This window comes from Vreelandella neptunia, from assembly GCF_000712975.1.
Lineage (GTDB): Bacteria > Pseudomonadota > Gammaproteobacteria > Pseudomonadales > Halomonadaceae > Vreelandella > Vreelandella qaidamensis.
On sequence record NZ_JHQL01000003.1, the window covers coordinates 463,245 to 488,599 of the forward strand.

18 protein-coding genes and 1 pseudogene are annotated in these 25,355 nt (G+C 55.2%); 3 read left to right on the forward strand and 16 right to left on the reverse strand.

Going from position 1 to position 25,355, the window contains the following annotated elements:
• Positions 1–29 precede the first annotated feature (29 nt).
• Both rluF and CR46_RS0110185 read left to right on the forward strand, forming a co-directional pair.
• Positions 30–1,049, forward strand: a complete 1,020-nt coding sequence (gene rluF, locus CR46_RS0110180; RefSeq protein ID WP_030072515.1) for a 23S rRNA pseudouridine(2604) synthase RluF — start codon at positions 30–32, stop codon at positions 1,047–1,049.
• A 33-nt stretch (positions 1,050–1,082) separates the two neighbouring features.
• A complete protein-coding gene (locus CR46_RS0110185) occupies positions 1,083–1,361 on the forward strand; it encodes a DUF1294 domain-containing protein (protein ID WP_030072516.1) in 279 nt (92 codons plus the stop codon).
• On the opposite strand, the gene CR46_RS0110190 is transcribed toward CR46_RS0110185, so the two are convergent.
• The 3 genes from CR46_RS0110190 to CR46_RS0110200 are packed head-to-tail and all read right to left on the reverse strand — an operon-like array spanning position 1,345 to position 3,748.
• Positions 1,345–2,031, reverse strand: coding sequence for an anthranilate synthase component II (locus tag CR46_RS0110190; RefSeq protein WP_030072518.1), 687 nt, complete (start codon positions 2,029–2,031; stop codon positions 1,345–1,347). The two genes, CR46_RS0110185 and CR46_RS0110190, sit on opposite strands and share 17 nt — an antisense overlap.
• The gene (locus CR46_RS0110195) at positions 2,028–3,452 is read right to left on the reverse strand and encodes an anthranilate synthase component I family protein (protein WP_030072520.1); all 1,425 of its coding nucleotides are present in this window, start codon (positions 3,450–3,452) and stop codon (positions 2,028–2,030) included. Before CR46_RS0110195 ends, CR46_RS0110190 begins: the two co-directional genes overlap by 4 nt.
• A gap of 2 nt (positions 3,453–3,454) precedes the next feature.
• Positions 3,455–3,748 (reverse strand): Trp family transcriptional regulator, encoded by a 294-nt coding sequence (locus CR46_RS0110200; RefSeq protein ID WP_030072522.1) that lies wholly within the window; start codon positions 3,746–3,748, stop codon positions 3,455–3,457.
• Between the two features lie 118 nt (positions 3,749–3,866).
• Between CR46_RS0110200 and CR46_RS0110205 the strand changes: the two genes are divergently transcribed.
• Positions 3,867–5,765 (forward strand): monovalent cation:proton antiporter-2 (CPA2) family protein, encoded by a 1,899-nt coding sequence (locus CR46_RS0110205; protein ID WP_030072524.1) that lies wholly within the window; start codon positions 3,867–3,869, stop codon positions 5,763–5,765.
• Positions 5,766–6,175: 410 nt separating this feature from the next.
• On the opposite strand, the gene CR46_RS0110210 is transcribed toward CR46_RS0110205, so the two are convergent.
• The 13 genes and pseudogenes from CR46_RS0110210 to CR46_RS0110275 all read right to left on the reverse strand — a co-directional run bounded on the left by CR46_RS0110210 (position 6,176) and on the right by CR46_RS0110275 (position 25,224).
• Positions 6,176–6,388 carry a hypothetical protein gene (locus CR46_RS0110210; protein ID WP_009722102.1) on the reverse strand — a complete coding sequence of 71 codons (213 nt, stop codon included), beginning with the start codon at positions 6,386–6,388 and terminating at the stop codon, positions 6,176–6,178.
• Positions 6,385–8,064 carry an RHS repeat-associated core domain-containing protein gene (locus CR46_RS0110215; RefSeq protein ID WP_030072527.1) on the reverse strand — a complete coding sequence of 560 codons (1,680 nt, stop codon included), beginning with the start codon at positions 8,062–8,064 and terminating at the stop codon, positions 6,385–6,387. Before CR46_RS0110215 ends, CR46_RS0110210 begins: the two co-directional genes overlap by 4 nt.
• Positions 8,065–8,397: 333 nt before the next feature.
• Positions 8,398–12,252 (reverse strand): RHS repeat-associated core domain-containing protein, encoded by a 3,855-nt coding sequence (locus CR46_RS18140; protein WP_232222381.1) that lies wholly within the window; start codon positions 12,250–12,252, stop codon positions 8,398–8,400.
• Positions 12,253–12,288: 36 nt separating this feature from the next.
• Positions 12,289–14,268, reverse strand: a pseudogene (locus CR46_RS18555) (type VI secretion system Vgr family protein); the annotation flags it as partial.
• A gap of 212 nt (positions 14,269–14,480) precedes the next feature.
• Positions 14,481–15,050 carry a hypothetical protein gene (locus CR46_RS0110235; protein WP_030072530.1) on the reverse strand — a complete coding sequence of 190 codons (570 nt, stop codon included), beginning with the start codon at positions 15,048–15,050 and terminating at the stop codon, positions 14,481–14,483.
• A gap of 44 nt (positions 15,051–15,094) precedes the next feature.
• Positions 15,095–15,919, reverse strand: a complete 825-nt coding sequence (locus tag CR46_RS0110240; RefSeq protein ID WP_030072531.1) for a class I SAM-dependent methyltransferase — start codon at positions 15,917–15,919, stop codon at positions 15,095–15,097.
• Positions 15,920–16,460: 541 nt separating this feature from the next.
• Positions 16,461–18,164, reverse strand: coding sequence for an AMP-binding protein (locus CR46_RS0110245; protein ID WP_030072532.1), 1,704 nt, complete (start codon positions 18,162–18,164; stop codon positions 16,461–16,463).
• 58 nt (positions 18,165–18,222) lie between these two features.
• A complete protein-coding gene (locus CR46_RS0110250) occupies positions 18,223–19,131 on the reverse strand; it encodes a hydroxymethylglutaryl-CoA lyase (RefSeq protein ID WP_030072533.1) in 909 nt (302 codons plus the stop codon).
• A 10-nt stretch (positions 19,132–19,141) separates the two neighbouring features.
• A complete protein-coding gene (locus CR46_RS0110255) occupies positions 19,142–21,181 on the reverse strand; it encodes an acetyl/propionyl/methylcrotonyl-CoA carboxylase subunit alpha (RefSeq protein WP_030072534.1) in 2,040 nt (679 codons plus the stop codon).
• On the reverse strand, positions 21,178–22,011 hold the full coding sequence (locus tag CR46_RS0110260; RefSeq protein WP_030072535.1) for an enoyl-CoA hydratase/isomerase family protein: 834 nt from the start codon (positions 22,009–22,011) through the stop codon (positions 21,178–21,180). Before CR46_RS0110260 ends, CR46_RS0110255 begins: the two co-directional genes overlap by 4 nt.
• Positions 22,012–22,022: 11 nt before the next feature.
• Entirely contained in the window at positions 22,023–23,630 is a 1,608-nt protein-coding gene (locus CR46_RS0110265) for a carboxyl transferase domain-containing protein (protein WP_030072537.1), read from the reverse strand.
• Positions 23,631–23,640: 10 nt separating this feature from the next.
• On the reverse strand, positions 23,641–24,810 hold the full coding sequence (locus CR46_RS0110270; protein ID WP_030072539.1) for an isovaleryl-CoA dehydrogenase: 1,170 nt from the start codon (positions 24,808–24,810) through the stop codon (positions 23,641–23,643).
• Between the two features lie 6 nt (positions 24,811–24,816).
• A complete protein-coding gene (locus tag CR46_RS0110275; RefSeq protein WP_030072541.1) occupies positions 24,817–25,224 on the reverse strand; it encodes a MerR family transcriptional regulator in 408 nt (135 codons plus the stop codon).
• Positions 25,225–25,355: the final 131 nt, after the last annotated feature.

Genomic DNA, 25,355 nt, shown 5'->3' on the forward strand with positions numbered 1-25,355 from the left:
TTTAATCGACTACCGTTGGTTGACGCTTTATGTCGTTACGAAAATCTACCCGTATCAATAAATACATCAGCGAAAGTGGTTTATGTTCCCGCCGAGAGGCTGACCGCTATGTTGAGCAAGGCAACGTTTGGATTAATGGGCGTCGGGCAACGACAGGCGACCAAGTGGTGCCGGGTGATCGGGTTAAGGTCAACGGTCAGGACATAGAGCCTCAGGAAGAAGAGGATTTAGTGCTTATTGCGCTAAATAAGCCGGTGGGAATTGTCAGCACCACTGAGTCCAGCGAAAAATACAATATTGTTGAATTCGTTAAGCACGGTACACGAATTTTCCCGATCGGGCGGCTGGATAAAGATTCACAAGGGCTTATCTTTTTGACCAATAACGGCGACTTGGTTAATAAAATCCTGCGCGCCAATAACAATCACGAAAAAGAGTATGTGGTAACCGTCAATAAGCCGATTACCGATGAATTTGTGGCAGGCATGCAAAAGGGTGTGCCTATCCTGGGGCAAGTGACTAAAAAGTGTAAAGTGACCAAAGAGTCGACGTTTGTGTTCACTATTACGCTGGTGCAAGGGCTGAACCGCCAGATCCGCCGTATGTGCGAGTACTTTGGCTACGAGGTCACCCAGCTGGTTCGCACGCGAATTATGAATGTCTCTCTGCAAGGATTGGCTCTGGGCGACTGGCGGGATTTAACTCCCAAAGAGATTGACACTATCATTGCGTTAACCGAACGCTCTGGGGCTGCGCCCGAAAAAAACAAACCCAAAAAATTCGATGCGACCGAAAGGCCTAACTACAGTGCACGCTCCAGTGCGAAAAAAGCAAAGAAACCAGCAGCTAAACGAGCACCACCTGACGCTAAAGCAGCCAATAAAAAGCACCAAGACCCTAAAGCCAAAACGGCTGCTTCCGGTAAGCCCAGCGGTAGGGGCAAACCATCTGGAAAGCCGGCTGCTAAAGGCAAAGGAAAGCCGGTCAATAAAAATCGCGCTGGGCGTAGCAAGCTTGCTACGAGCAAGCCGCTACAGCGGCGCAAATAATGCGTGCGCCGAGCAGATTAAGATGACTAACAAATGATAAGTCTTGTTGCAGCGTCCTATGTGTTGGTCAGCGTGATCACATATGGGGTTTATGCCGTGGATAAAAGGGCGGCAGTTAAACGGCGCCGCCGAGTGAGCGAGAAAACGCTCCACCTGATGGCGCTTGCGGGTGGTTGGCCGGGAGCGTGGCTGGCGCAACAACGTCTACGGCATAAGACCCAAAAGACCCGCTTTCGGCGTCTCTTTTGGGTCACCGTGGTGCTCAATGTGGCTGCACTATCGGGGCTGTTAGCCGTTATGCCGCTGGGTTAGGTGCAAAAGCAGGTGCAAAAAGGAAGTTAGCAATTAACTCTTTGCCTCCTTCAGTAGCAAACGATTCAGGGTGAAACTGAATGCCATGAATGGGGTAGTCGCGGTGCTTTACGCCCATTAATTCAAATTCGTCTATCGTTTGCCAGTGGCTGCGTTGTTCAAACTTATCAGCGCCTAAAGCGCCTACCGCTGCGGTTACTTCCAAACAGTCGGGCAGAGTGAACGCATCGGCAATCAATGAGTGATAGCGCATTACCTCAAGCTGGTCGGGTACGCCATTAAACACCGAGCGGTTGTTGTGGTTGATCGGGCTGATTTTGCCGTGCATCGGCAGCGGTGCTTTCACTACCTTGCCGCCAAAGACATGCACAATGCCTTGCATGCCTAAGCAAACGCCCAACAGTGGCGTAGTTTTGCCTAGTTTTTCGATGACTTCAGCACAGACCCCAAAGTAACGCGGGTCATCCGGCGAGCCTGGGCCAGGAGAGATGATAATGCGATCAGGTGCCATGGCTTCAATGGCTTTGAAGTCGATCTGGTTGTTGCGCTTAACAAGTATCTCGAAATGGGGCAGCTCGCCGCGATTCTTCTCCGTGGTCAAAATCTCACCAATAAACTGATACAGGTTATAGGTGAAGGAGTCATAGTTATCGATAATTAGCACTTTCATGCTTGGCTCTCCATGTCCGTACCTGCGCTCATAAAAGGGGCAAGGGCTTCGCGTGTGCCGGCAAATTTACGGCGAATTTCCTCGTACTCGTCTTCGGCGTTGCTATCAAACACGTTGCCGCCACAGGTTTGTACGTAAGCGCTTTCACCGTTTACAAACACCGTACGAATCGGAATCGCGAAGGTGCAGTCGCCGTTGAAAGAGAACTGGCCAACTGCGCCGCCGTAAGGGCCACGCCCATCGATTTCCAAATCATCGATAATTTTCATTGCTTCAATTTTAGGCGCGCCTGTCAGCGTACCCGCGGGGAAGTTACTGGCAAGTGAGGTAAACATATCCTCGCCTTCAGCAATAATACCGACAATTTCACTGGAGATATGCTGCACGTGGCTAAAGCGTTTGATATCCATCAGGCTACGCACTTTTACCGTGCCAAACTGCGCCACTCGACCAATATCATTGCGGTGTAGATCCACAATCATATTGTGTTCGGCAATCTCTTTAGGGTCGTTGAGTAGTGCACGAGCTAACTGAGTGTCTTCTTGCGGGGTTTTGCCACGCGTGGTGGTTCCTGCCAGCGGGAAGGTCTCCATTTCGCCCTGGCGGAGCCTGAACAGAAGTTCCGGGCTTGCACCAATTAGCTTCTGCTCGCCGAATTTTACGTAGTACATCTGTGGCGATGGGTTGATCGTGCGCAACTGATCGTAGAGCGCTAATGTGTCGCCTTTAATGCTAAAGCGTTTTTTAAAGCCGACTTCGCACTGAAACACCTTACCGTCGATAATATCCTGTTTCACTTTGGCCACTGCTTCAGCATGCTCTTCGCGGCTCATGGTGTCGCCCAACGCAGTGATGTGCAACGCGCCAGCAGGTAAATCATCAGCGTCGATCAAGGTTTGCAAAAACTCATAGCGGCTATTGTCGTAATAAAAATAGGTGACTTCCCCGGTCATTTTGTCGAGGATCAAGCCATCTTTATAAAGGCCAAACCGAAACGTGTCGAAATCGTCACTAGCTTTCAACGTTAGCGAAGGCTCAAAGTATTGCATGGCGTCATAACCGAGATAACCGCTTAGCCCACCTGCATACTTACGGGAAATAATATTCTGGGGAATCAGGCTGCGCAGCAGTTCATAAGGGTTATCGCTTGGATAGTGGTTTGCATGGCCGTCACGATCTTCAATCGTCAGCGTGCTGCCATTGGCGTAGAGCGTGTATTCCGGGTCAAAGCCAATAATAGAGTGGCGCGCCATATGGCTATCTTCGCCGAGCGATTCCAGCATGTAACAGGTATCAAATTGACGCTCAATTTTTTGAAACAGTGCAAAAAAATCACAGTCTGCTGCCAAGGTAACGTAGTGAGGCTTGCGCGGCAGCGTGAAAGGCTGCGGGCCTGATGAAGCAGGCGTAGTCGTCGTCATGATTAATCGGTCCGTGAAGTGGGTGACGGTATTAATGAGGGTAACGATGAAGAGGGTTGCGCTGTTAAAGCGCGTGAACCCCGGGAAACCGTGGCAATACCAACGCCCAGCGTTTCAGCAATTTTGCGATGGGGGACACCGTCACGTAGAAGCTTAAAAATCTGTAGGCGCTTACTGATTTCTTGGTACTCTGCGGGCGTTAATAAACTAGCCAGTGCCTCGTGCATCGCCTTCGGCGAATCAATGGCAAGCAGGTAGCGTATTAAATCCGCCTGAAGGTCATCATCAAATGACATAGAGCGAGCTCACTGTGTAGCCACAACAATTAAGTAATAAGTTACTGTACTAGCGTACTAGTACAGTAACTTATTGCTCAGCGAAGTCAAGCCGTTCGCGGCAATTTGAGGAAACCCAATGACTGGTTACTTTATTCAAGCGTTTATCTATCTTATTGCAGCGGTGATTGCTGTTCCCCTGGCCAAGCGTTTAGGGCTGGGTTCGGTGCTTGGTTATTTGGTAGCAGGGGTAGTGATTGGCCCTGTGTTGGGGCTAGTAGGGCAAGAAACCACTACTATTCAGCATTTTGCTGAGTTCGGCGTTGTGATGATGCTGTTTTTAGTCGGTATGGAGCTTGACCCAAAAGGTCTGTGGGCCATGCGGATACGGCTAGTAGGGCTAGGCGGTTTGCAGGTAGTGATTACTGCTGCTGCAGGCGCGGCCATTGCCTGGTGGCTGGGACTTGCTTGGCAAACGTCTCTTGCTATTGGGCTGATTTTCGCACTTTCCTCAACAGCGATTGTGCTGCAAACCTTAAATGAAAAAGGGCTTACAAAAACCGAAGGTGGGCGTAGCGCTTTTTCAGTGCTGTTGTTTCAGGATATCGCGGTGATTTTGATGCTGGCGCTGATTCCGTTATTGGCGCTACCCGAGCTAACGGGAGAAAGCGGAAATAATATTGAACACGGCAGCCTTAGTCTTGTAGAGGGTATGTCGGCATGGCTCCATGGCCTGGTAGTAGTGGGAGCCATAGGCGTTGTGATTATGGGTGGACATTATCTTGGCCCAATACTGTTTCGCTACGTAGTTTCTTCCGGCTTGAGAGAAGTATTTACGGCTGCCGCTTTAATGCTGGTTATTGGCATTGCTGCGCTGATGGGAATTGTCAATTTGTCTCCAGCACTTGGTGCGTTTCTAGCAGGTATCGTACTCGCTAACAGCGAATTCAAGCACGAGATAGAGGCCAATATCGAGCCGTTCAAAGGGCTTTTACTAGGACTGTTTTTTATCACCGTCGGGGCGGGTATAAATTTCCAAGTATTTGCCGAGCAGTGGGCAATGGTAGTAGTGCTCGTGCTTGTCGTTATCCTTGTAAAGGGCATCGTTTTATTTGGTTTAGCATTACTGTTCCGGGTTCGAAGCAGCAATGGTTGGCTGTTTACGTTAAGCCTTGCTCAGGCAGGGGAATTTGGGTTTGTGCTGTTAACTTACAGCGTGCAGAGCAATGTTATTCCGCTGGATGTATCGCAATTACTGTCACTAGTTGTCGCGTTTTCCATGTTTGCAACGCCGCTTTTGTTTATTGCCTATGACCGCTTAGTACTGCCGCGCTATCAAACAGCTGAAAACAGTACTCGCGATGCCGATAGGATCGAAGAGCAAGCGCCGGTGATCATCGCCGGTGTCGGTCGTTTTGGGCAGATTGTATGTCGCTTGTTGCGCGCCAATAACATTCCCATCGTGGCCTTAGATCTTGAAATGGAGCAAATTGAACTGCTCCGCCATATTCGAATTAAAAGCTATTTTGGCGATGCCAGCCGTTCAGATTTACTAGAAACTGCGGGTATCGCCAACGCGCGAGTGATGGTGGTGGCGATTGATGATCGCGAGCGTGCTGTTGATATGGTTAAGCACGTCAAGCATTACTACCCCAACGTTTGGGTATTGGCGCGTGCATTTGATCGCGGCCATGGGTATCAGCTTCGCGAAGCGGGGGCTGACGATGTGACCAGAGAGGTTTATCACTCTGCACTGACGCTTGGTGGTCATACGTTAACGGCAATGGGGATTCACCCTATGCGTGCCAAGCAGATGACAGATACGTTTGAACAACATGAAAATGCTCATGAAGATGAGCTGTTTGAAGCCTGGAAAGAAATTGAAGAGGGCATTAGCTTTAGTCCGCGTTACGGCGAACTGTTTATGAAACTGGAAGAAGCGCTGAGTAGGTCAATGCGGCACGGTTGGGATGAGTCAAATCAAGCTGACGAACCCGTATGGACGCCGCCTGAACAGACATCCGAAGAAAACCGCTAAAATGGCAGGTGCAGGGAAGCGCTTAACATATTGAAATGGCTAAGGAGGGCGCTATCTATTGAGGTAATGCTGCTCACTGGCGCTATGGAGGCTGCGCAATGCGAGGTGATCCACCTGGCCCGTGGCGGTGTAGCCACGCTCTAAGATCAGTGGCTGGGTGTGATCGCCGCTGTTTACGCTTCGCTTAGGCGGCGCTGGGTCTCGCGGTGCAGGGCATCAGGTTCGAGGGCGATCTCCAGGTTGAGGTCGGGGGCGCTGAGACCGTGCAGGTGGCCGCTGCCGTAGGTGTACCTAAGTTTAATGTGATTGAGTCATAGTGAATAGCGCTGATTGTGATTGCCCTGCAACCGCCAAGGAATACAGCACAGTGCCCCCCCTGGCGGATTGTGACCTGGCACTATGTCCTCATCTTACTTCTTTAGCCTATGTTTTTTTAAAAACTTGAGTATATAAGAGATCAAAATCCATCCACCGACGGCTAGCACTGCAGCAGCTGGGATTACCCGCTCATCTCCTAACGTCATTCCTTTTATTTTTCCGCTTACCAGCACACTCACACCCAAAGTAATAAATAAAATTCCAAGGGAAAAATTAGCTATATCATTCCATTTTTTATTTTTCATCGCCCCCACTCCTCTGGACTAAACTCTTGACCAAAGACATAGCCAAAAGCACCAGATTTATTTGGTGTCGGAGGCCCAGGCAGAGCACTTCCAATAAAGTCTAAGGCAACTCCTTGCACAGCCGGACTAGCAATGGCAGTTGCCGCTCCTGGCGATACGGTCGCAACACTGCAGACGGCCTTAAGGCTGAGCTGATTAGCACTTGCGGCGACAGCACTGCTCGCTCCTGCTGCCACTTTTGCGGCCCCCGGCGCGGCAGCGCCTGCCATGGGCATGCCTAAGGCTCCTGCTGCCGCTGGCAGCGTAATATCATTTCTCGAAGCGCCCTGAAAGACTAACGCATCCCGCATTTGTGGGTCTTTAGCAAAGGCTGACATGCTGGAGGGGAAGAGTGCGCCTATACCGGGACGGTAATCACCTCCTGTCATTACTTGCCCCATAGGCTCTGGTGACGGCAGTGGTATATTCGCACCGTGTTTTTCTAATGCCTGAGGACCGTAGGCGCCGCTTACGCTATTAAACCCAGCCCCAAACAACCCCAACGGATCCACCATGCCGGTTGGGTTGGTGACATAGCCATACAAATTCGTACCGACTCTTAACCCAATCGGATCCTGGCTGATATAACGCCCCTGCTCGGGGTCGTAGTAGCGGTGGCGGTTGTAGTAGAGGCCACTTTCTTCATCGTGCCATTGGCCCTGGAAGCGGATCGGTTGGGTGACGCCGCGCACGGCGCGTTGGTTGGTGACGGCCGCCCAATCATCCGGCTCGGCGAGCCAGCGGGGTTGGCCGTTGGGGCTGAGTAGTTGCAGCGGGGTGCCCAGGGCGTCGGTGATATAGGCGCTTACCTGTTTTTCCTGGCTTTCTTGGCTGTCTCCGAGTACGTGTGTTTCATCAATGCGTAGCATGGGCACAAAGCTGCCCGGTTCGTAGACCACCGTGGTGCGTTGGTTGTTGGTCTCTTCCCGCACGATGCAATCGCCGTCCCAGCCGTAGTGGGTGGTGGCGGTGGTGCCATAGGTGTGGCTCACGGTTTTGTTGATGCGGCGGCCTAAGCCGTCGTAGCGGTAGTGGGCGTGGCGGGTATAGCCCAATTTGCTGATGTGGGTCAGTTGCACCAGTCGGTTGGCGCCGTCGTAACCCAGGGTGAGGCGTTCGCCGTCGGGGTGTTCTCGATGGATCAGGTTACCCGCGCCATCGTAGCGGTAGCGGGTGCCGTTAAGCTGGGCGAGCTGGTTAGTGGCGTTGGGCGCAGCACTGCGGTTACCGGCGGCATCCACCGGGTAGCGGTGGGCGTCGTGGCCGTGCTGGCTGCCGATTAAGCGTCCCGCCGCGTCGTAGTTATACGCAATGGTCGGGCTGCTAGTTTGACTGTGGCCCTGGCCTTGGGCGTGTTGGCTGCGAAACAGCATTCTGCCCAGGGCGTCGTATTGGTAGTGCTGCTCACTGGCGCTATGGGGGCTGCGCAATGCGAGGTGCTCCACCTGGCCCGTGGCGGTGTAGCCACGCTCTAAGATCAGTGGCTGGGTGTGATCGCCGCTGTTTACGCTTAGGCGGCGCTGGGTCTCGCGGTGCAGCGCATCGGGTTCGAGGGCGATCTCCAGCTCCAGGCCCGGGGCGCTCATGCCGTGTAGGTGGCCGCTGCCGTAGGCGTGTTTAAGTCTGATGTGTGTCATGGTAAGAAAGCGGTTACTGCTATGCTACCACCAAGGAAGGCAGCCAGTGACTTCCTTGGTGGAGGGAGCAACATCTGTATTGCAGTTACTGGTTGAGTTCAGGATTCATATGGTCACATATAGTAATCCACTACCATCGAAGTCAGTGCGGCAAAATATAGATTAACGAAAATCATTATTTTCCAAAATCCATCATCCTTTGGCACTCCCATAACTTGTGGATATAAAAATAAGATTATCATCCATACGGCAAAATATTCCCTATACAGTAGTAAGCTAGCCCATAAAAAAGCACAAAAAAAACAAAATGATATCAATATTTTTGCAGGTATTTTAGTTCCCATGAAATGTTGCCTCCAGAACTCGATAGACAACTTCTTCGCTTTCTACATGAGGATTTTCTTTGATTAGATCCTCTACTGCTACGGACACATCACCATATAAAGCGGTAGGGCCCAAGCCGGTAAGTGTCCCCATGAAAGCTCTTCCAGCCATGAATCCTTCACCGCAGTAATCCTTTACCCTGGAATTTGCCTCTTCCCGCACCAAGTCATTCGAAGCATACAGCCTAGCTGCCTCATCAATTGTATTACCCTCTATCGTTACTCGCCTCATCTCTTCTCTACCTAACAGCCCCATATTCCTAGATAGAGTTCTAAGGAAGTTAATATTTCCTCCAAGGATGGATGCAGCACCTTGTCCAAAGCCAATTAAATGATTACTACTGGCGCTACAGCTCTTAGTTGCTGATTCAGTTTGCTCCACAGACCTGGAAATTCGATTTGACTGTGAATACGGGCCTCCGCCTAATCCATAAGGCGCACCACTCAACCCCAGCGGATCCACCATCCCCGTCGGGTTGGTCACATACCCATACAAATTCGTACCGCCTCTTAACCCAATCGGATCCTGGCTGATATAACGCCCCTGCTCGGGGTCGTAGTAGCGGTGGCGGTTGTAGTAGAGGCCGCTTTCTTCGTCGTGCCATTGGCCCTGGAAGCGGATCGGTTGGGTGACGCCACGCACGGCACGTTGTTTTGTGACGGCGGCCCAGTCGTCGGGCTCGGCGAGCCAACGGGGTTGGCCGTTGGGGCTGAGCAGTTGCAGCGGGGTGCCCAGGGCGTCGGTGATATAGGCGCTGAGTTGCGTGTCTTGGTTGCCTTGCGGGTCTTGGGTTTCATCAATGCGTAGCATGGGAACAAAACTGCCCGGCTCGTAGACCACCGTGGTGCGTTGGTTGCTGGTATCTTCGTGGACGATGCGGTCGCCGCCCCAGCCGTAGTGGGTGGTGGCGGTGGTGCCATCGGTGTGGCGCACGGTTTTGTTGATCCGCCGCCCCAGGCCGTCGTAGCGGTAGTGGGCGTGGCGGGTATAGCCCAGTTTGCTGATGTGGGTCAGTTGCACCAGCCGGTTGGCGCCGTCGTAACCCAAGGTGAGGCGCTCGCCGTCGGGGTGTTCGCGATGGATCAGATTGCCTGCGCCGTCGTAGCGGTAGCGGGTGCCGTTGAGCTGGGCGAGCTGGTTGGTGGCATTAGGTGTGGAGCTGCTCGCAGCACTGCGGTTACCGGCGGCATCCACCGGGTAGCGGTGGGCATCGTGGCCGTGCTGGCTGCCGATTAAGCGTCCCGCCGCGTCGTAGTTATACGCAATGGTCGGGCTGCTAGTTTGACTGTGGCCCTGGCCTTGGGCGTGTTGGCTGCGAAACAGCATTCTGCCCAGGGCGTCGTATTGGTAGTGCTGCTCACTGGCGCTATGGGGGCTGCGCAATGCGAGGTGCTCCACCTGGCCCGTGGCGGTGTAGCCACGCTCTAAGATCAGTGGCTGGGTGTGATCGCCGCTGTTTACGCTTAGGCGGCGCTGGGTCTCGCGGTGCAAGGCATCAGGTTCGAGGGCGATCTCCAGGTGGAGATCGGGGGCGCTGAGACCGTGCAGGTGGCCGCTGCCGTAGGTGTGCCAGTTGAGGGTCGGTAACTCGCCGAACTGGCTCGCCTGGGGCGCGCCGGTAGCAGTGAGTGTGTGCTGGTGTTGCCAGCTCCACGCCGTGTGTTCGTTGGTGGTGCCTTCGATGCTGGTATGGCGTTGCTGTTCGCCGATCATCCGTTGGGCGTGGTCGTAGCGGAACGTGACTTCGCCGTGGTCGTTGGTGACGCTGTCCAGTTGCCCATGGGTGCCCCAGTGGTAGTGTTCACTGCTGGCGGGGGCGTGCTCGGTGGCGGGCAAGTGGCGGACAGTGAGACGCCCGGCGTTATCGTAGTCGTACCGCGTCACTAGTGGCTGGCCGTCGGGGCCTGGGCGGTTGGCTTCCACTCGCTCGATCAGTTGCCCGGCGGCATCGTAGCGGTACTGCTGTTCCCGGCCATCGGGGCCGGTCTCGCTGGCGAGACGATCCATGGTGTCATAGGTAAAGCGGTACACCGCGCCGTTGCCTAGAGTGAGTTCACTGAGTCGCCCAGCGTCATCGTAGGCGGTGTGCTGTTGACTGCCATCGGCGTCGATGCGCAAAGAGGGGCGGTCGTGGTCATCATAGAAGATCTGCTGCCGGAACCCGTGGGGCCCTTCCAACTCGACCAGCCGCCCTTGAGGGTCCACATGGTGGTGCCAGTAAAGTCCGTCGGGGAGCTGGGTGGCGAGTCGCCGACCCATCTTGTCGTGCTGGGTGCGGGTGGTTTCATTCAAGGCGTTGGTCACACTGGCGAGATAGCCGTGGCGGTCGTAGGTGACGGTGGTACGCTGCTGGGAGCAGTCGGTCTGGGCGGTGATTTGGCCCAGGGCGTTGTACTCGCGCTGATGGGTGGCCCCAACCGCATCCGTCAGCGTGGTGGGCCGGTCAGGAAGTGACGCGTTCTCATAGGCGAAGGCGGTGGTGCCTTCTGGCCCGGTGACTTCTATTGGGTGTCCTCGTTCGTTGCGCGTCATCTGCCAGCGTTGGTCGTCGGGGCCGTCGAGGCGAATCGGCTGTCCCAGGGCATCCCGTTCGATGGTCCAGCGGCTGCCATCCGGGGTGGTCTGGCCGACCACCTGGCCGTGGTCGTCGCGCTCGATCAGCGTCTCACGCCCTAGCGGATCAATCGTGGCGATCTTACGCCCGGCACGGTCGTAGCGAAACGCGATGCGTGAGCCGTCGGCGCGGGTGTGGGCCGTCCAGCGTTTGCCGGGGCCACTGCCCACAAAGTGGAAGCGCTCTTCGCGGCCCTGGCTGTCGGTGACCAGGGTGTGATCCACATGGTAGCGGTACGACCGCGCCAGGCCGCCGGCTTCCTGTTGACCAATCACTCGGCCATCCGGGGCATGGCGATCCCAGGTGTAGTGGGCTTCTATCCCCCCGGGGATACGGTGGGCGGTGAGCATATGAGTGTCCCACTCGAACTCGCGCACCACCTCGCCGTGGCGGTGGCGCACGGCGATCAAGTCACCGACGGGGCTAAACGAGTAACGGACTAACCAGTCGTCGTGGGCGCTGCCGTCGTGATCCTGGATCAGCTTGACGCCGGTTAAGCGCTGCCCCGAATCATCAGGCTGGGAGGGAAGGACACTGTCATAGACCAGCTGATAGTGACGCTGGGCACTGTCGATCACCCGTACCAGCAGGTCTGCTTCCCAGTGGTACTGGGTGGTATAGCCGTTGCGGTCGCGCTCTTCGGCCAGGGGCCAGTAGGCATTGTTGGCCGCAGATGCGGTGTCTTCCCCTTGCTCAATGCTAGAGAAGTGGGAACTTGGCGCAAATACATAATAGAGGCCGCTGGCATCGCTTAACACGATACGCTCAGGATCACTTCGCAGCGTTTCGTCTAACGCTTGCCAGCGAGACGCGTTGCTCTCTTCATCGACTGAGGCACCCCCACGGCGTATCCATAGCTGCTCGGTGGGCGAGTAGCGCGCCTGACCGGGGGCCAGTGAGCCAAAGGTAATCTCGCGCCCTTGGGCGTCGTGGATAATGCAGGCATCTTCGTTGAGGGTGATCGCCAGACTCTCCCCAGGCAACGACCAGCCTTGGCCAAGCGCGCCGATATGCGCATTGCTGGAAAGGTAGCCGCGGCTGAACACAAACGGCCGTGGCGCCGGTAGCGCAAAATCGGTCTCGGCGGGCAGCAGCTTGGCACCGAGCAGCGGGTTGACCGGGCTGCCCACCGCAGGCTCGCAGGCGCTACATTGGTTGGCCAGGCCATCGGCGATGTCGATATCCTCCATCGCGAGTAGCGTGGCGGCGATAATATCGCTGACCAGCAGCGGGGTTTGGTGTGGCGCCAGGGTGACGTCCTCACTGGCTTCCGGGGCGGCCTCGCCGGGGAGCTGGGGCAGCACAATGGCCTGCCCCTGGCCGCGCCCAGGGCTACCGCCGGAGTTGATCTTGACCATGGCGCCGACGATGGTCACACCGCCGCTGTCCAGCTTGATAAAGCTGCCGCCCGCGTTAAGGGTAATCTCACTGCCCGCGTCCAACACGATCTGGCTGCCCGCTTTGTGGTGCAGTTCACGGCCTGCCTCGACCAACTGCGCCTCGCCGTAGTGTTCATGGCGGGTGTCATCGACCTGGAGGTGATCATCGCCTTTGATCAGGGCGTGGCGTTTGCCGTGTACCGTCAGGTGATCATCGTGGTGGATCTCGCTGAGGCGGTCGTGGTGAACGGTGAGGTGGCTGTTGCGCTTGATCGCTTCCGTGCGATCGTTGAGGGTCAGCAGCTCCAGGTCTTTTTGGGCGTGGAGCCAGATCTGCTCCTGGTCGGTTTTGTCATCAAAGCGCAGTTCGTTGAAGCCGTCACTGTGGTGGCTCTGGGTGCGCAAGACGGTACGGGTTTTGTGCTCCGGTAGAGGGTACGGGGGCCGGTTCACCGCGTGGTAGGTGCGGCCAGTAATCAGCGGTTGATCCGGGTCGCCTTCTAAAAACGAGACAATCACTTCATGGCCGATCCGTGGTATCGCCATACTGCCATAGCCGCCGCCTGCCCAGCCTTGGGCGACCCGTACCCAGCAGCTGGCGGTCTCGTCTGGCTCGGCGTAGCGGTCCCAGGGAAATTGCACTTTAACGCGGCCATGTTCGTCGCAGTAGATCTCTTCGCCTTCTGGCCCGACCACAAACGCTACCTGAGGACCATCGACCCGGGGCTTGGGGGTGGGCGTCGGGCGAAAGGTCTGATCCCGCGGCATGATCACCACCTCGTTGTGGTAGCGGGTCATGCCGTCGGTCTCTGCGGCATCTTCTTCCAGGGCCTGGGGTTGTTCGCCGTGGTGGACCACCGAGACCACTTGCCATTCCTGGTTCAGGCTTTCCGTGTCGTGGCCGGTGAGGGTAAAGCACAGGCCGGGGGCCAGTTCGGGCAGGTCACTTTCGGCCTCGGCGGTGGTGGCATCAGCGCGCAGCGCTTCCAGGCGGTGACGGGTGAATGGCTTGCCGGAGGCATCTTTTTTATAACGGCCAGGGTAGTCGAAGTGCTCGTAATCCTCTCGCTGGGCATGCTCCCCCAGATGGGGGGCCTCATGCTGGTGACGCTGTGCATAGGCGGGGTTCTTAAAGCTGTAATCCTTGAGCGTGGCCGAGGCAGGACGCACGCGGCTGACCTGACGCAGTTTGCGCAGGTGGCGCTGGGGCGGAGTGCCGCCCGCACGGCAGTGGTAGGTGCGCTCACCGACGTTGGGCAGCATGATCGAGGCATCAGCAAACACCAAGCGGTGTTGACCGCCGTCCGCATTCTCAAACTCGTGGAAGTAGAAATAGCCCTCTTCAGCGGCTAAGCGCTCAATAAAGGCCAGATCGGTCTCGCGGTACTGAACCAGAAACTCCCGCTCGGCGGGCTCACGGAAGGCCGCCACGCCCATGTCGATAAGACCGCGCTCATCGGCCAGGGTGGTGATGGCATCAAACGGCGCGATGTCTTGAAAGATACGCGAGTTGTGACGCAGCGAGAGCCGCCACAGAGCGGGGCGGATCTCGACGCGATAAAAGCTGCGGCGATGGCCGCGATCACCGCGATGAAACTCACTAACGATGCCATGCACGCGGCGCAGCGGCTCACCGTCCTGCCAAATAGACAGCGTGGCGTTCTGATCCAAACAATCAGTGGGCGACAGGTCATGGGTACGGCTGGCAAATTCCACCGAGAGCAAGAACGGCGCTGATAGCGCCTCGCGGTGGGTAAAACGCACCACGGCTGTGTCCGTGGTGCCGGGTAGCGTGAGGGTGAATTGTAGGCCCGTTCCCTGTGCCATTGTGCCGCTCCTTGGGTCGTTACTGAAAAAGTCAGAATCGACCACCGTAGCGTTTTGAACACAAACCGCAATCACTAAAGTTGTTTTTAAACAATCGTTTACGATCTTGTAGGCTATGGCTTACAAGGGGTAGGAGACCTCTTACAAAAAGAGGTGAAATGCCAAGCAGAAGTTTTAAATAAGGATAAATTAGTAACAGTGAACAGTTTGAGTTAGAACGGCAGGTGCAGGGAGGCGCTTAACATATTGAGGTGGCTGAGGGTGGGGGCATCGATGCGTTCGTACTCTACCCGGCTGACTAAGCGATTGATGGTCATTGTGGCACCAAAGCCCTGAAGAAAGGCGGTGCCGCCATCATCGGCTAGTGGTTGATCGGTTTCGCCACGCCACTCGGTGAGGCCAGACTTAGCGTAAATACTAAAAGCGCCCATTCTCACGCCAGCTACGATTGCTCCGCCCAAGCTGAGAGTATCCATGATAAGAGGGTCAACACTGGAAGAGATGGGAACTTCTTCACTTTCGCGGTAGGCAATTTCAGCGCCAATATCCAACTGTGGTAGCTGCCATGGGCTAAAACCTGCCGTAAAGCGAAAGCCAGTGGTGTAACTATCAAGGCTGCTTAAGTCACTGCCTTCTAAAACGACACCGTTGCGCAGGGACATAAACTCGCTGTTAGGAGACGCATAGGCGAGATCGGTATCTCCGCCGTTGGCTAAACAGCTCATAAATGGCAGCATGGAGCCAGCAAAGCTACAAAATAGGGTGCTTGCCAAGCGTTTCATTGGCGTTCCTCGTGTCCCTTGCTAAGGAAGTTATCTTAACCAGCCTAGCAACGGGCGCTGATTTCTACCACGTTAATTGCATTATTCGATAAATTATCTAGCAGATTTTTGCCCATTTTTAAAAAACGCTCGCCAAATACCCATTGTGGAGAGAGCACAGCGTCAGTATTGGTCTGCTCTTTTTGGCGTTGCCGCTGACGCCACTCAAGCGCTGTGCTGCTCCAATCTTCACTGTGCTCAAGCTGAAAGCCGTTTGCTTCCAATAAGCCCGTTAGTTCGGTCATCGTGAGCAAGTGTGAGTGCTCTGGTGATGCAGCCCAAGGCACGGGATAGCGTAGATTGGCAAGGTTTTCACCGCTGACCACTTCATGCATGACAAGCTGGCCGCCTGGGCGAATCACACGTCGGCTTTCGGCAATAACGCGGGCTGGGTCAGGCATATTCATCAGGCTATGCTGAAACAGCACTGCATCAAAAGTGTTCTCTGGAAAGGGTAACGCGCAAGCATCCCCCGTCACCCAGCAAAGTGGTGCGTTGGCAGGAGAGGCTGATAAGTCCGTCAGCGCCTGGTTAAGGACGTTAAAGCGGTGGGTGATATCTAAACCGGTAAGTTGAAAACCTAGCGCTGCCCCTTGGCGCATTAATCCGCCCAATCCCGACCCTATATCAAGCACCTTTGTATGCTGCGAAGGATCAAGCAGGTTAAGCAGCTTTTTAGAAGCGGCAATGCCACCGATGTGTAGCTGGTCTAGCGGGGCAAGTTGGTGAAGCGTCGGACCATCAGGGTAGTGGGTGCGAATTTGGCGAACAATATCGTCATCGCGTAACCCTTGGTGGTAGTGCTCGGCTAGCTGCTGTTGAGTGGACATATTGGTGTCTCAATACCTTACAAAAATTAACGCCGACCATTAGCTGGTGGGCTGGTTTTTTGTTTAATAAGTGCTTGACGATGACTCCACCCCAGCCCTCCGAGCCGCCCTCGTCATTCCCGCAGGCTCTGCCACTTCGTCATTCCCGCAGGCCCTGCCACTTCGTCATTCCCGCAGGCCCTGCCACTTCGTTATTCCCGCAGGCCCTGCCACTTCGTCATTCCCGCAGGCTCTGCCACTTCGTCATTCCCGCAGGCCCTTAGCGGGAATCCATGTTGACCTGGGGTTGCGGGCTGCTGCAGGTCAAGGTCAAGGTAGATTCCCGATAACCCCACTCGGGAATGACAGTGCGGTGACTCGGGAATGACAGTGCGGTGATTTGGGAATGACAATGCGGTGACTCGGGAATGACAGTGCGGTGACTCGGGAATAACGTGCGATGCACGCTTGAGGAGGCCGCTTTGCTATATGGGGCTAGGGAGTAATGCCAGTAGCCTTAGCTGACTGGCATTACGACCATGGGCCGGCGTTAATTAAAGGGTTATTTCTGATCTTCAAGCCCAAGCTCTTGGATAGAAATTTCGCGCATTTTAAATTTCTGAATTTTACCCGTCACCGTCATTGGGAACTCATCAACAAATTTAAAGTAGCGGGGAATCTTGAAGTGCGTGATTTTGCCTTTGCAATACTCGCGCAGGTCTTCTCCTGTAACGTCTCCTGCGCTGCTGTTGAGCTTCACCCAGGCAATTAACTCTTCTCCATACTTCTTGTCTGGCACGCCGGTGACCTGTACCTCTGAAATCGCTGGGTGGGCGTATAAAAACTCCTCGATCTCTTTGGGGTATACATTCTCACCGCCGCGGATCACCATATCTTTAATGCGGCCAACGATCTGGATATAGCCTTCCTCGTCCATAGTGGCAAGGTCGCCCGTGTGCATCCAGCCAGCTTCGTCAATGGCTTCAACCGTGGCTTTCTCATTGTTCCAATACTTGAGCATCACGCTGTAGCCACGGGTGCACAGCTCGCCAATTTCACCACGGGGCAGAATGCCGCCATTACCGGGGTCGACAATCTTGCTCTCCAGGTGGGGCTGGGTGCGGCCAACGGTCGAAACGCGCTTTTCAATCGTGTCATTCGCGCCGGTTTGGGTAGACACTGGGCTAGTTTCGGTCATGCCATAGGCGATCTGTACGCCCTTCATGTTCATCTTTTCGATGACCTGCCTCATGATTTCTGCAGGGCAGATAGAGCCCGCCATAATGCCGGTGCGCAGCGAGGAAAAATCAGTAGTGGCAAAGTCGGGGTGCTCTAGTTCGGCGATAAACATGGTGGGTACGCCATACAGCGCGGTGGCTTTTTGCTCGTGTACTGCTTTTAGCACTTTACCGGGGTCAAAGCCTTCATCCGGGTAAATCATCGCTGCGCCATGGGTCATGCAGCCCAGGTTACCCATCACCATGCCGAAGCAGTGGTAGAGTGGCACGGGGATGACCAAGCGGTCTTCGCTGGTAAAGCCCATGCTTTCGGCAACAAAGAAGCCATTGTTAAGAATGTTGTGGTGGGAGAGCGTCGCGCCTTTTGGAAAGCCCGTGGTGCCCGAGGTGTACTGAATATTGATCGGGTCATCAAACTGCAGCGTGGCCTGTAGGTCATCAACATCTGTCTGGCTGACTTTGTTGGCTTCCTGAATAAAATCTTCCCAGCGCCACATGCCACGATGCTTGTCACTGCTCAGGTTGATGATGCACTCAAGCTTGGGCAGCTTTTGTGCTTTTAGCTGGCCTTCTGCGCTGCTGTTTAGCTCAGGTGCAAGCTCAAACAGCATGGCGGTGTAATCAGAGCTTTTGAATTGATTAGCAGTAATCAGAAAACGCGCCCCAGATTGATTGAGCGCGTAGTCCAGCTCATGGGTGCGGTAAGAAGGGTTAATATTCACCAAAATGGCGCCAATCTTGGCGGTGGCAAACTGGGTCAGGGTCCACTCGCTGCAGTTGGGTGCCCAGATAGCAACTCGGTCGCCTTTTTGCACGCCAATAGCCAGCAACGCGCGGGCGCAGCGGTTCACTTCTTCCTGAAGTTGGCGGTAGCTCCAGTGGATGTTCTGATGAAGAGCGATCAGCGCGTCGTTATCAGGATATTGTGCGGCGATTTGGTCAAATTTATCGCCAATGGTCATGCCTAGCAGCGGTTTGTCTGCAGTGCTGCTGGTATAGCTGGGTAGGGTGTGTGCAGGTGATGCCATGAGTATCTCTCCGAAGTCTTTTTTTTGTCTAAACGGGAAAGCAGGTGGCGTCTAATTATTATTGTGTGCCAGTGCCTTTGGCCAACGCGACTTTAGAACTGGGCTTGCGGCCAAGCTGTTGAGTGATCCAGACGCCGGTATCAATCACTGCCTGGAGGTCGATGCCGGTGTTAATGCCCAGCCCCTCAAGAAGATAAAGTACGTCTTCAGTGGCCACATTGCCGGAGGCACCTTTGGCATAGGGGCAGCCACCAAGCCCTGCTGTCGCTGCGTCAATCACGCCCACGCCTTCTTCCATTACGGCATACAGGTTAGCTAGCGCCATGCCGTAAGTATCGTGGAAATGGGCGGCCAAATACTCGATGGGTACCTGCTGGCGGGTAGCTTCAATCATCCGCTTAGCGGCTAGCGGCGTGCCTACACCGATGGTGTCACCCAGGGAGATTTCATAGCAGCCCATCTCATACAGTGCGTTGGCTACCTCGGCGACTTTTTGCGGCGAAATGTCCCCTTCATAGGGGCAGCCCAGGACGCAGGACACATAACCCCGCACCCGCACGCCTGCTTCATTGGCTCGCGCAAGCACTGGTTCAAAGCGCGTCAGCGACTCCGCAATCGAGCAGTTGATATTTTTCTGAGAGAACGCTTCAGAGGCGGCGCCAAATACCGCCACTTCTTCAACGCCAGCTGCCAATGCGCCTTCTAGCCCCTTCAGGTTAGGGGTTAACGCTGAGTAAACCACGCCGGGTTTGCGAGCAATACCGCGCATTACCTCACTGGCATCGCCCATTTGCGGTACCCATTTAGGCGAGACAAAGCTGGCGGCCTCAATATGGGTGAGGCCAGCATTAGCCAGCCGTTCGATCAGTTCTATCTTAGTGGCGGTGGGCACCAGGGTGCCCGGTTCGTTTTGCAGGCCATCGCGGGGGGCCATTTCAAACAGTTTAATAGACGTAGGCAGTGCCATCGGTTAGCTCCTATTCGCTGGGGGCAAAGTCGAGTAGCACGTCACCTTGACTCACGGTATCACCCGACTGGAAGTGGAACGTCTCCACGCTACCATCGGTAGGCGCAGTCATCGTGTGCTCCATCTTCATCGCTTCCATCACCATCAATGGCATGCCTTTCTCGACCGCCGCGCCAGGTTCTACCAGCAGCGCGACAACGGTGCCATTCATGGGGGCGGTGAGCGTCGATTCGGCTTCATGGTGACCGTGGTCAATGGCATCAATACGCCGCCAGAAGAGGCGTGTTTCGCCACTGGGTTCAGCCATCACTACAATATGGCCATCGCGTCGTGCCTGTAGACGGCGGCGGTGGCCGTTTAGCGTGACGGCTACCGCATCGCCAGTCAGCGATTGTAGGCTAGCGGTCAGCGTTTGATCACCGATGGTCAGATTCCAAAGCGATTCGCCGCTTTCACGCTTACCTTCAACAACCACCACCGCTTCGTCGCTGTCGGCTGCCTGGGCACTTGCCGGGTCACACAGTGCAATACGAATGGTATGGGGGGCATTTAGGCGGAAGCCGTCGTGACGATCCCAGGGGGAGTCGCTTTCGCATTCCTGGGCTAGTTGGTTCAGGCCGATAAGTGCGGCGCTGGCATAAGCTTCGGTAGAGTAGCTGCGCGGGGCAAATAGCGTAGCTTCATTGCGTTCAATAAAACGCGTGTCAAGCTCAACGTTTTTAAAGCCAGGGTGATTTGCCAAGCGCTGCAGGAAGGCGCGGTTGGTCACCACGCCCTGCACATCCAGTGCCGCCAAAGCGCGGTTGAGGGTAGCGAGTGCCGCATCTCGGTCAGCGCCGTGAACAATCAGTTTGGCCAGCATGGGGTCGTAGTGCATAGAAACCACATCACCGCTTTCCACACCGCTATCTAACCGCACCCGATCGCTATCTAAGTCAGCACCTTCTAAATCTAGGGCGAAGCGAGTTAATAAGCCGGTAGCCGGCAGGAAGTCTTGCTCTGGGTCTTCGGCATACAGGCGTGCTTCAAAGCTATGGCCGGTGATGGTCAGCTCGCCTTGGGTGCAGGGGAGCGGTTCGCCCATGGCAACGCGCAGCTGCCACTCGACTAAATCTTGGCCGGTAATCATCTCGGTAACAGGATGCTCAACCTGCAGGCGAGTGTTCATCTCCATAAAGTAGAACGAGCCGTCGGCGTCGAGCAGGAATTCCACGGTACCTGCACCCACATAGCCAATTTCTTTTGCGGCGCGAACGGCGGCGTCACCCATTGCACTGCGCAGTTCAGGCGTCATGCCGGGGGCTGGCGCTTCTTCAATCACCTTTTGATGGCGGCGTTGAACGCTGCAATCCCGTTCGAACAGATAGACGCCATTGCCATAGCGGTCGCAGAATACCTGTACTTCGACGTGGCGGGGCTGCACCAGGTACTTCTCAATCAACATGCGGTCGTCGCCGAAAGCGGCTTTGGATTCGCGCCGACAGCCATCAAGCGCTGCTTGAAAGCCTTCACCGCTTTCAACCACGCGCATGCCTTTACCACCGCCACCAGCGCTGGCTTTCAGCATCACTGGGTAACCGATTTTGTCGGCTTCGCTGCGCAGCAGAGCGTCATCTTGGTCATCGCCATGGTAGCCAGGTACCAGCGGCACGCCTGCATTGGCCATACGCGCTTTTGCAGCAGATTTGTCGCCCATGGCGGCAATCGCCGACGCAGGGGGGCCAACAAAGATAATGCCTGCCTGCTCAAGCGCTTTAACGAACCCACCATTTTCTGAAAGAAAGCCGTAGCCGGGGTGAATAGCGCCGGTACCGGTGCGCTTGGCCGCGTCGATAACCGCGTCAACATTAAGGTAGCTTTCGCGAGCGGCGGCGGGGCCTAAGCGAACGGCTTCATCGGCTTCACGAACATGGCGGGCGGTGGCATCGGCGTCTGAATAAACGGCAACGGTTTTTAGCCCCATACGGCGGGCGGTGCGCATCACGCGGCAGGCAATTTCACCGCGGTTGGCCACTAGCAACGTATCGAATTTAGTAAGGTCAAGCGTCATGAGCGTGGCTCCGCAGCAGTATTGTTTTCTTGAAGGCCTGACGGTTGTGTCCAGGAAGGGCGGCGCTTTTCAAAAAAGCTAGCTAAGCCCTCTTGACCCTCTTGGCTCACTCGCAGTTTGGCGATCACTTGGCAGGTGTGCTCTCGAGTGGTATCGCTGTCGGGTGCTTGGGCCACGTTTGCCAACAACGCTTTGGTCGCCCGCTGAGCTTGGGGAGAGCCTCCCAGAAGGGTATCGAGCATGGCATCTACGGCGCTATCCAAGGCATCGTGTTCAACCACGTGATGTGCCAAGCCTAGCGCCAGCGCCGTGGGCGCATCCATCACTTCAGCGGTGAGTGCGTAGCGGCGCATTTGGCGTTCGCCAAGGGCGCGCTGCACATAGGGGCTAATCACCGCAGGCGATAGGCCAATTTTTACTTCCGACAGGCAGAACTTAGCTTTATCTGAGGCAACCACCACATCGCAACAGGCAGCGAGGCCCACTGCACCGCCAAAGGCTGCCCCCTGCACACGGCAAACCGTGGGGCAAGGCAGGGTATCTAGCCCATGCATCAGCGCTGAGAGTTTGCGTGAGTCCGCTAGATTGTTTTCCAGGTCGTAATCGACCATGCGCTTCATCCAGTTAAGGTCAGCGCCCGCAGAGAAGCTTTTACCTTCAGAGCCAAGCACCACCACCCGAACGTCACCGGCGTTGGCTAGCGCATGCAATTCGTCTAGATGCGCATTTAATTCAGCGATTAAGCTGTCGTCAAAGGCGTTATGCACCTCTGGGCGGTTTAAGGTCAGGCGTGCCACGCCCTTTTCGATCAGTAGTGTTGAGTAAGCCATCGTGTTTGCCCTTACATCCGGAACACGCCGAAGCGTGTCTCTTCTACTTCAGCATTCATGGCGGCGGCTAGCGAAAGCCCTAGTACATCCCGGGTCTGAAGTGGGTCAATCACGCCATCGTCCCATAAGCGGGCACTGGCATAGTAAGGGTGGCCCTGGTGCTCATACTGATCGCGGGTAGGCTGTTTGAAGGCTTCTTCTTCCTCTTTAGTCCACTCGCGGCCATCGCGCTCGTACTGCTCACGTTTGACCTGGGAAAGCACGCCTGCTGCCTGCTCGCCACCCATGACCGAAATGCGCGCATTGGGCCACATAAACAGCAGATTAGGGTCGTAGGCGCGGCCACACATACCGTAGTTGCCCGCGCCGAAGCTGCCGCCAATCAAAACGGTGAACTTAGGCACTTTGGCACATGCCACGGCGGTGACTAACTTCGCGCCGTGCTTAGCGATGCCTTCATGCTCGTACTTCGAGCCAACCATGAAGCCAGTAATGTTTTGCAGGAATACCAGCGGAATTTTGCGCTGGGCACATAGCTCAATAAAGTGCGCACCTTTAACCGCACTCTCTGAGAACAGCACGCCATTGTTCGCGACGATGCCAACTGGGTAGCCGTGGATATGCGCAAAACCGGTGACTAGCGTGTCGCCGTAGTAGCGTTTGAACTCGTCAAAATCAGAGCTATCGACAATCCGCCCGATCACTTCGCGAACGTCGTAAGGCTTTTTAAGGTCAGTGCCGACAATGCCGTACAATTCGCTAGGATCGAGTTTGGGTGGCTTGGGCGCTTGCATGGCTAATTTGCCGCGCTTTTGCCAGTTCAGGCGCGACACACAGGCGCGTGCCAGCTGCAGGGCGTGAGCGTCGTTTTCAGCGTAGTGGTCGGCCACGCCGCTCACTTTAGCGTGAACATCCGCACCGCCAAGGTCTTCTGCACTGATGTTTTCGCCGGTGGCCGCTTTTACTAACGGCGGGCCGCCCAGGAAAATCGTGCCCTGTTCTTTAACGATGATGGATTCATCCGCCATGGCGGGTACATAAGCACCGCCAGCCGTGCAGGAACCCATCACCACGGCTATTTGAGGGATGCCTTCTGCCGACATGGTGGCTTGGTTATAGAAAATGCGCCCGAAGTGGTCGCGATCGGGGAATACTTCATCCTGGCGGGGCAAGAAAGCGCCGCCAGAATCCACTAAATAGATACACGGTAAACGGTGTTTGCGGGCGATTTCTTGGGCACGCAGGTGCTTTTTCACCGTGAGCGGAAAATACGTACCGCCTTTTACCGTGGCATCGTTTGCCACAATCACGCACTCAACGCCAGATACTCGGCCAATGCCCGTTACCACGCCTGCTGCAGGTACGTCACTATCGTAAACGTGATGGGCTGCCAAGGCGGAAAACTCTAAAAACGGCGAGCCTTCGTCAATTAAGTGATCGATACGGTCACGCACAAATAGCTTGCCGCGGCTTTCGTGACGCTCACGCGCCTTTGAACCGCCGCCCTGAGCGACGGCAGCGGTTAATTCTCGGAGCTTGGAAACTTCCCCTAGCATGGAGGCGGCGTTGGTTTGAAAGACGTCGCTGCGGGGATTGATCTGTGTAGAGAGTGTGCTCATGGCGCGGCCCTTACTTTGTTTCGGTGAAGAGTTCGCGGCCAATCAGCATCCGGCGAATTTCGCTGGTGCCCGCGCCAATTTCATACAGTTTGGCATCGCGCAGAAGGCGACCGGTGGGGTACTCGTTGATATAGCCGTTGCCGCCCAGTAGCTGAATGGCATCTAGGGCAACTTGGGTGGCTTTCTCTGCGCAGTAAAGAATCACGCCAGCCGCGTCTTTACGCGAGGTCTGGCCGCGGTCGCAGGCACCGGCAACGGCGTACAGGTAAGCGCGACAAGCGTTCAGCGTGGTGTACATATCTGCCACCTTGCCTTGCACTAGCTGGAACTCACCAATCGACTGGTTGAACTGCTTACGCTCATGAATGTAGGGCAGCACAACGTCCATGGCGGCCTGCATAATGCCAATAGGACCAGCCGCCAGTACGGCGCGCTCGTAATCCAACCCGCTCATGAGAACGCGAACCCCTTTACCAACCTCGCCAAGCACGTTTTCGGCAGGGACTTTGCAGTCCTGGAAGACCAGTTCGCAGGTGTTGGAGCCGCGCATGCCTAGTTTGTCGAGCTTTTGGGCAGTAGAGAAGCCAGGCATGCCTTTTTCGATAATAAAGGCGGTGATGCCTTTAGAGCCTGCGTCGGGGTCGGTTTTGGCGTACACCACCAGGACATCGGCGTCGGGGCCATTAGTGATCCACATCTTGTTGCCGTTAAGGATGTAATGATCACCATCTAGCTTGGCACGCAGCTGCATGGAAACAACGTCAGAGCCAGCGCCGGGCTCTGACATTGCTAATGCACCTACGTGGTCGCCGCTAATCAGCTTGGGCAGGTATTTCTCTTTTTGTGCGGCGGTGGCGTTAATCTTTAACTGGTTAACGCACAGGTTTGAGTGCGCGCCATAGGAAAGCGCGACCGAGGCGCTTGCCCGGGAAATTTCTTCCATGGCAATACAGTGAGCTAAGTAGCCCATGCCGCTACCGCCATCTTCTTCAGAAACGGTAATTCCTAACAGACCCATGTCGCCAAACTTCTTCCATAGATCGTTAGGAAATTCGTTGGTGCGGTCGATTTCAGCGGCGCGGGGAGCAATTTCGCTAGCGGCAAAGGCGTTGACCTGCTCGCGCAGCATGTTCAGTTCGTCGTCGAGGCCGAAATTGAGTTCTGAATAGTGTGAAAACATGGTCAATCACCTTGTCATTGTTAAAGGAGGTTTTTCATTGAGTTCTTCAAGCGCTTGGCGGCAACGAATTTCGGCGCTCTCAAGCTCGAGCTGAACCATTGTGATGTCTTTCATTTGCTGTTCTAAAGCGGCGCGTCGCTCACCAATTTTGCTGAGCATCAGATGTAGCTGTTTTTCACTACCGCTGCGGGTTTCGTCCCATAGCTCAAATAGCTCGCGAATTTCTGCTAAGGAAAACCCCAGCCGCTTACCACGAAGCGTTAATTTCAAGCGCACGCGATCTTTGCTGCTGTAAACACGCGTTTGACCACGGCGGGTAGGATGAAGTAGCTCCTGGTCTTCATAAAACCGAATGCTTCGAGTAGTAACGTCGAACTCACTGGCCAGTTCACTAATCGTGTAGGTTTTGCTCATGATCGTTGTTCTCGTCGATAGGGGATGTCCCTATGGAACACTGACCATGAGGCTAAAACAAGTTTACGTTAACGTAAAGCAGTAGTTGTGCATTTGTGATTTCCAATATTTTTTAATAACTATTTGAAAAA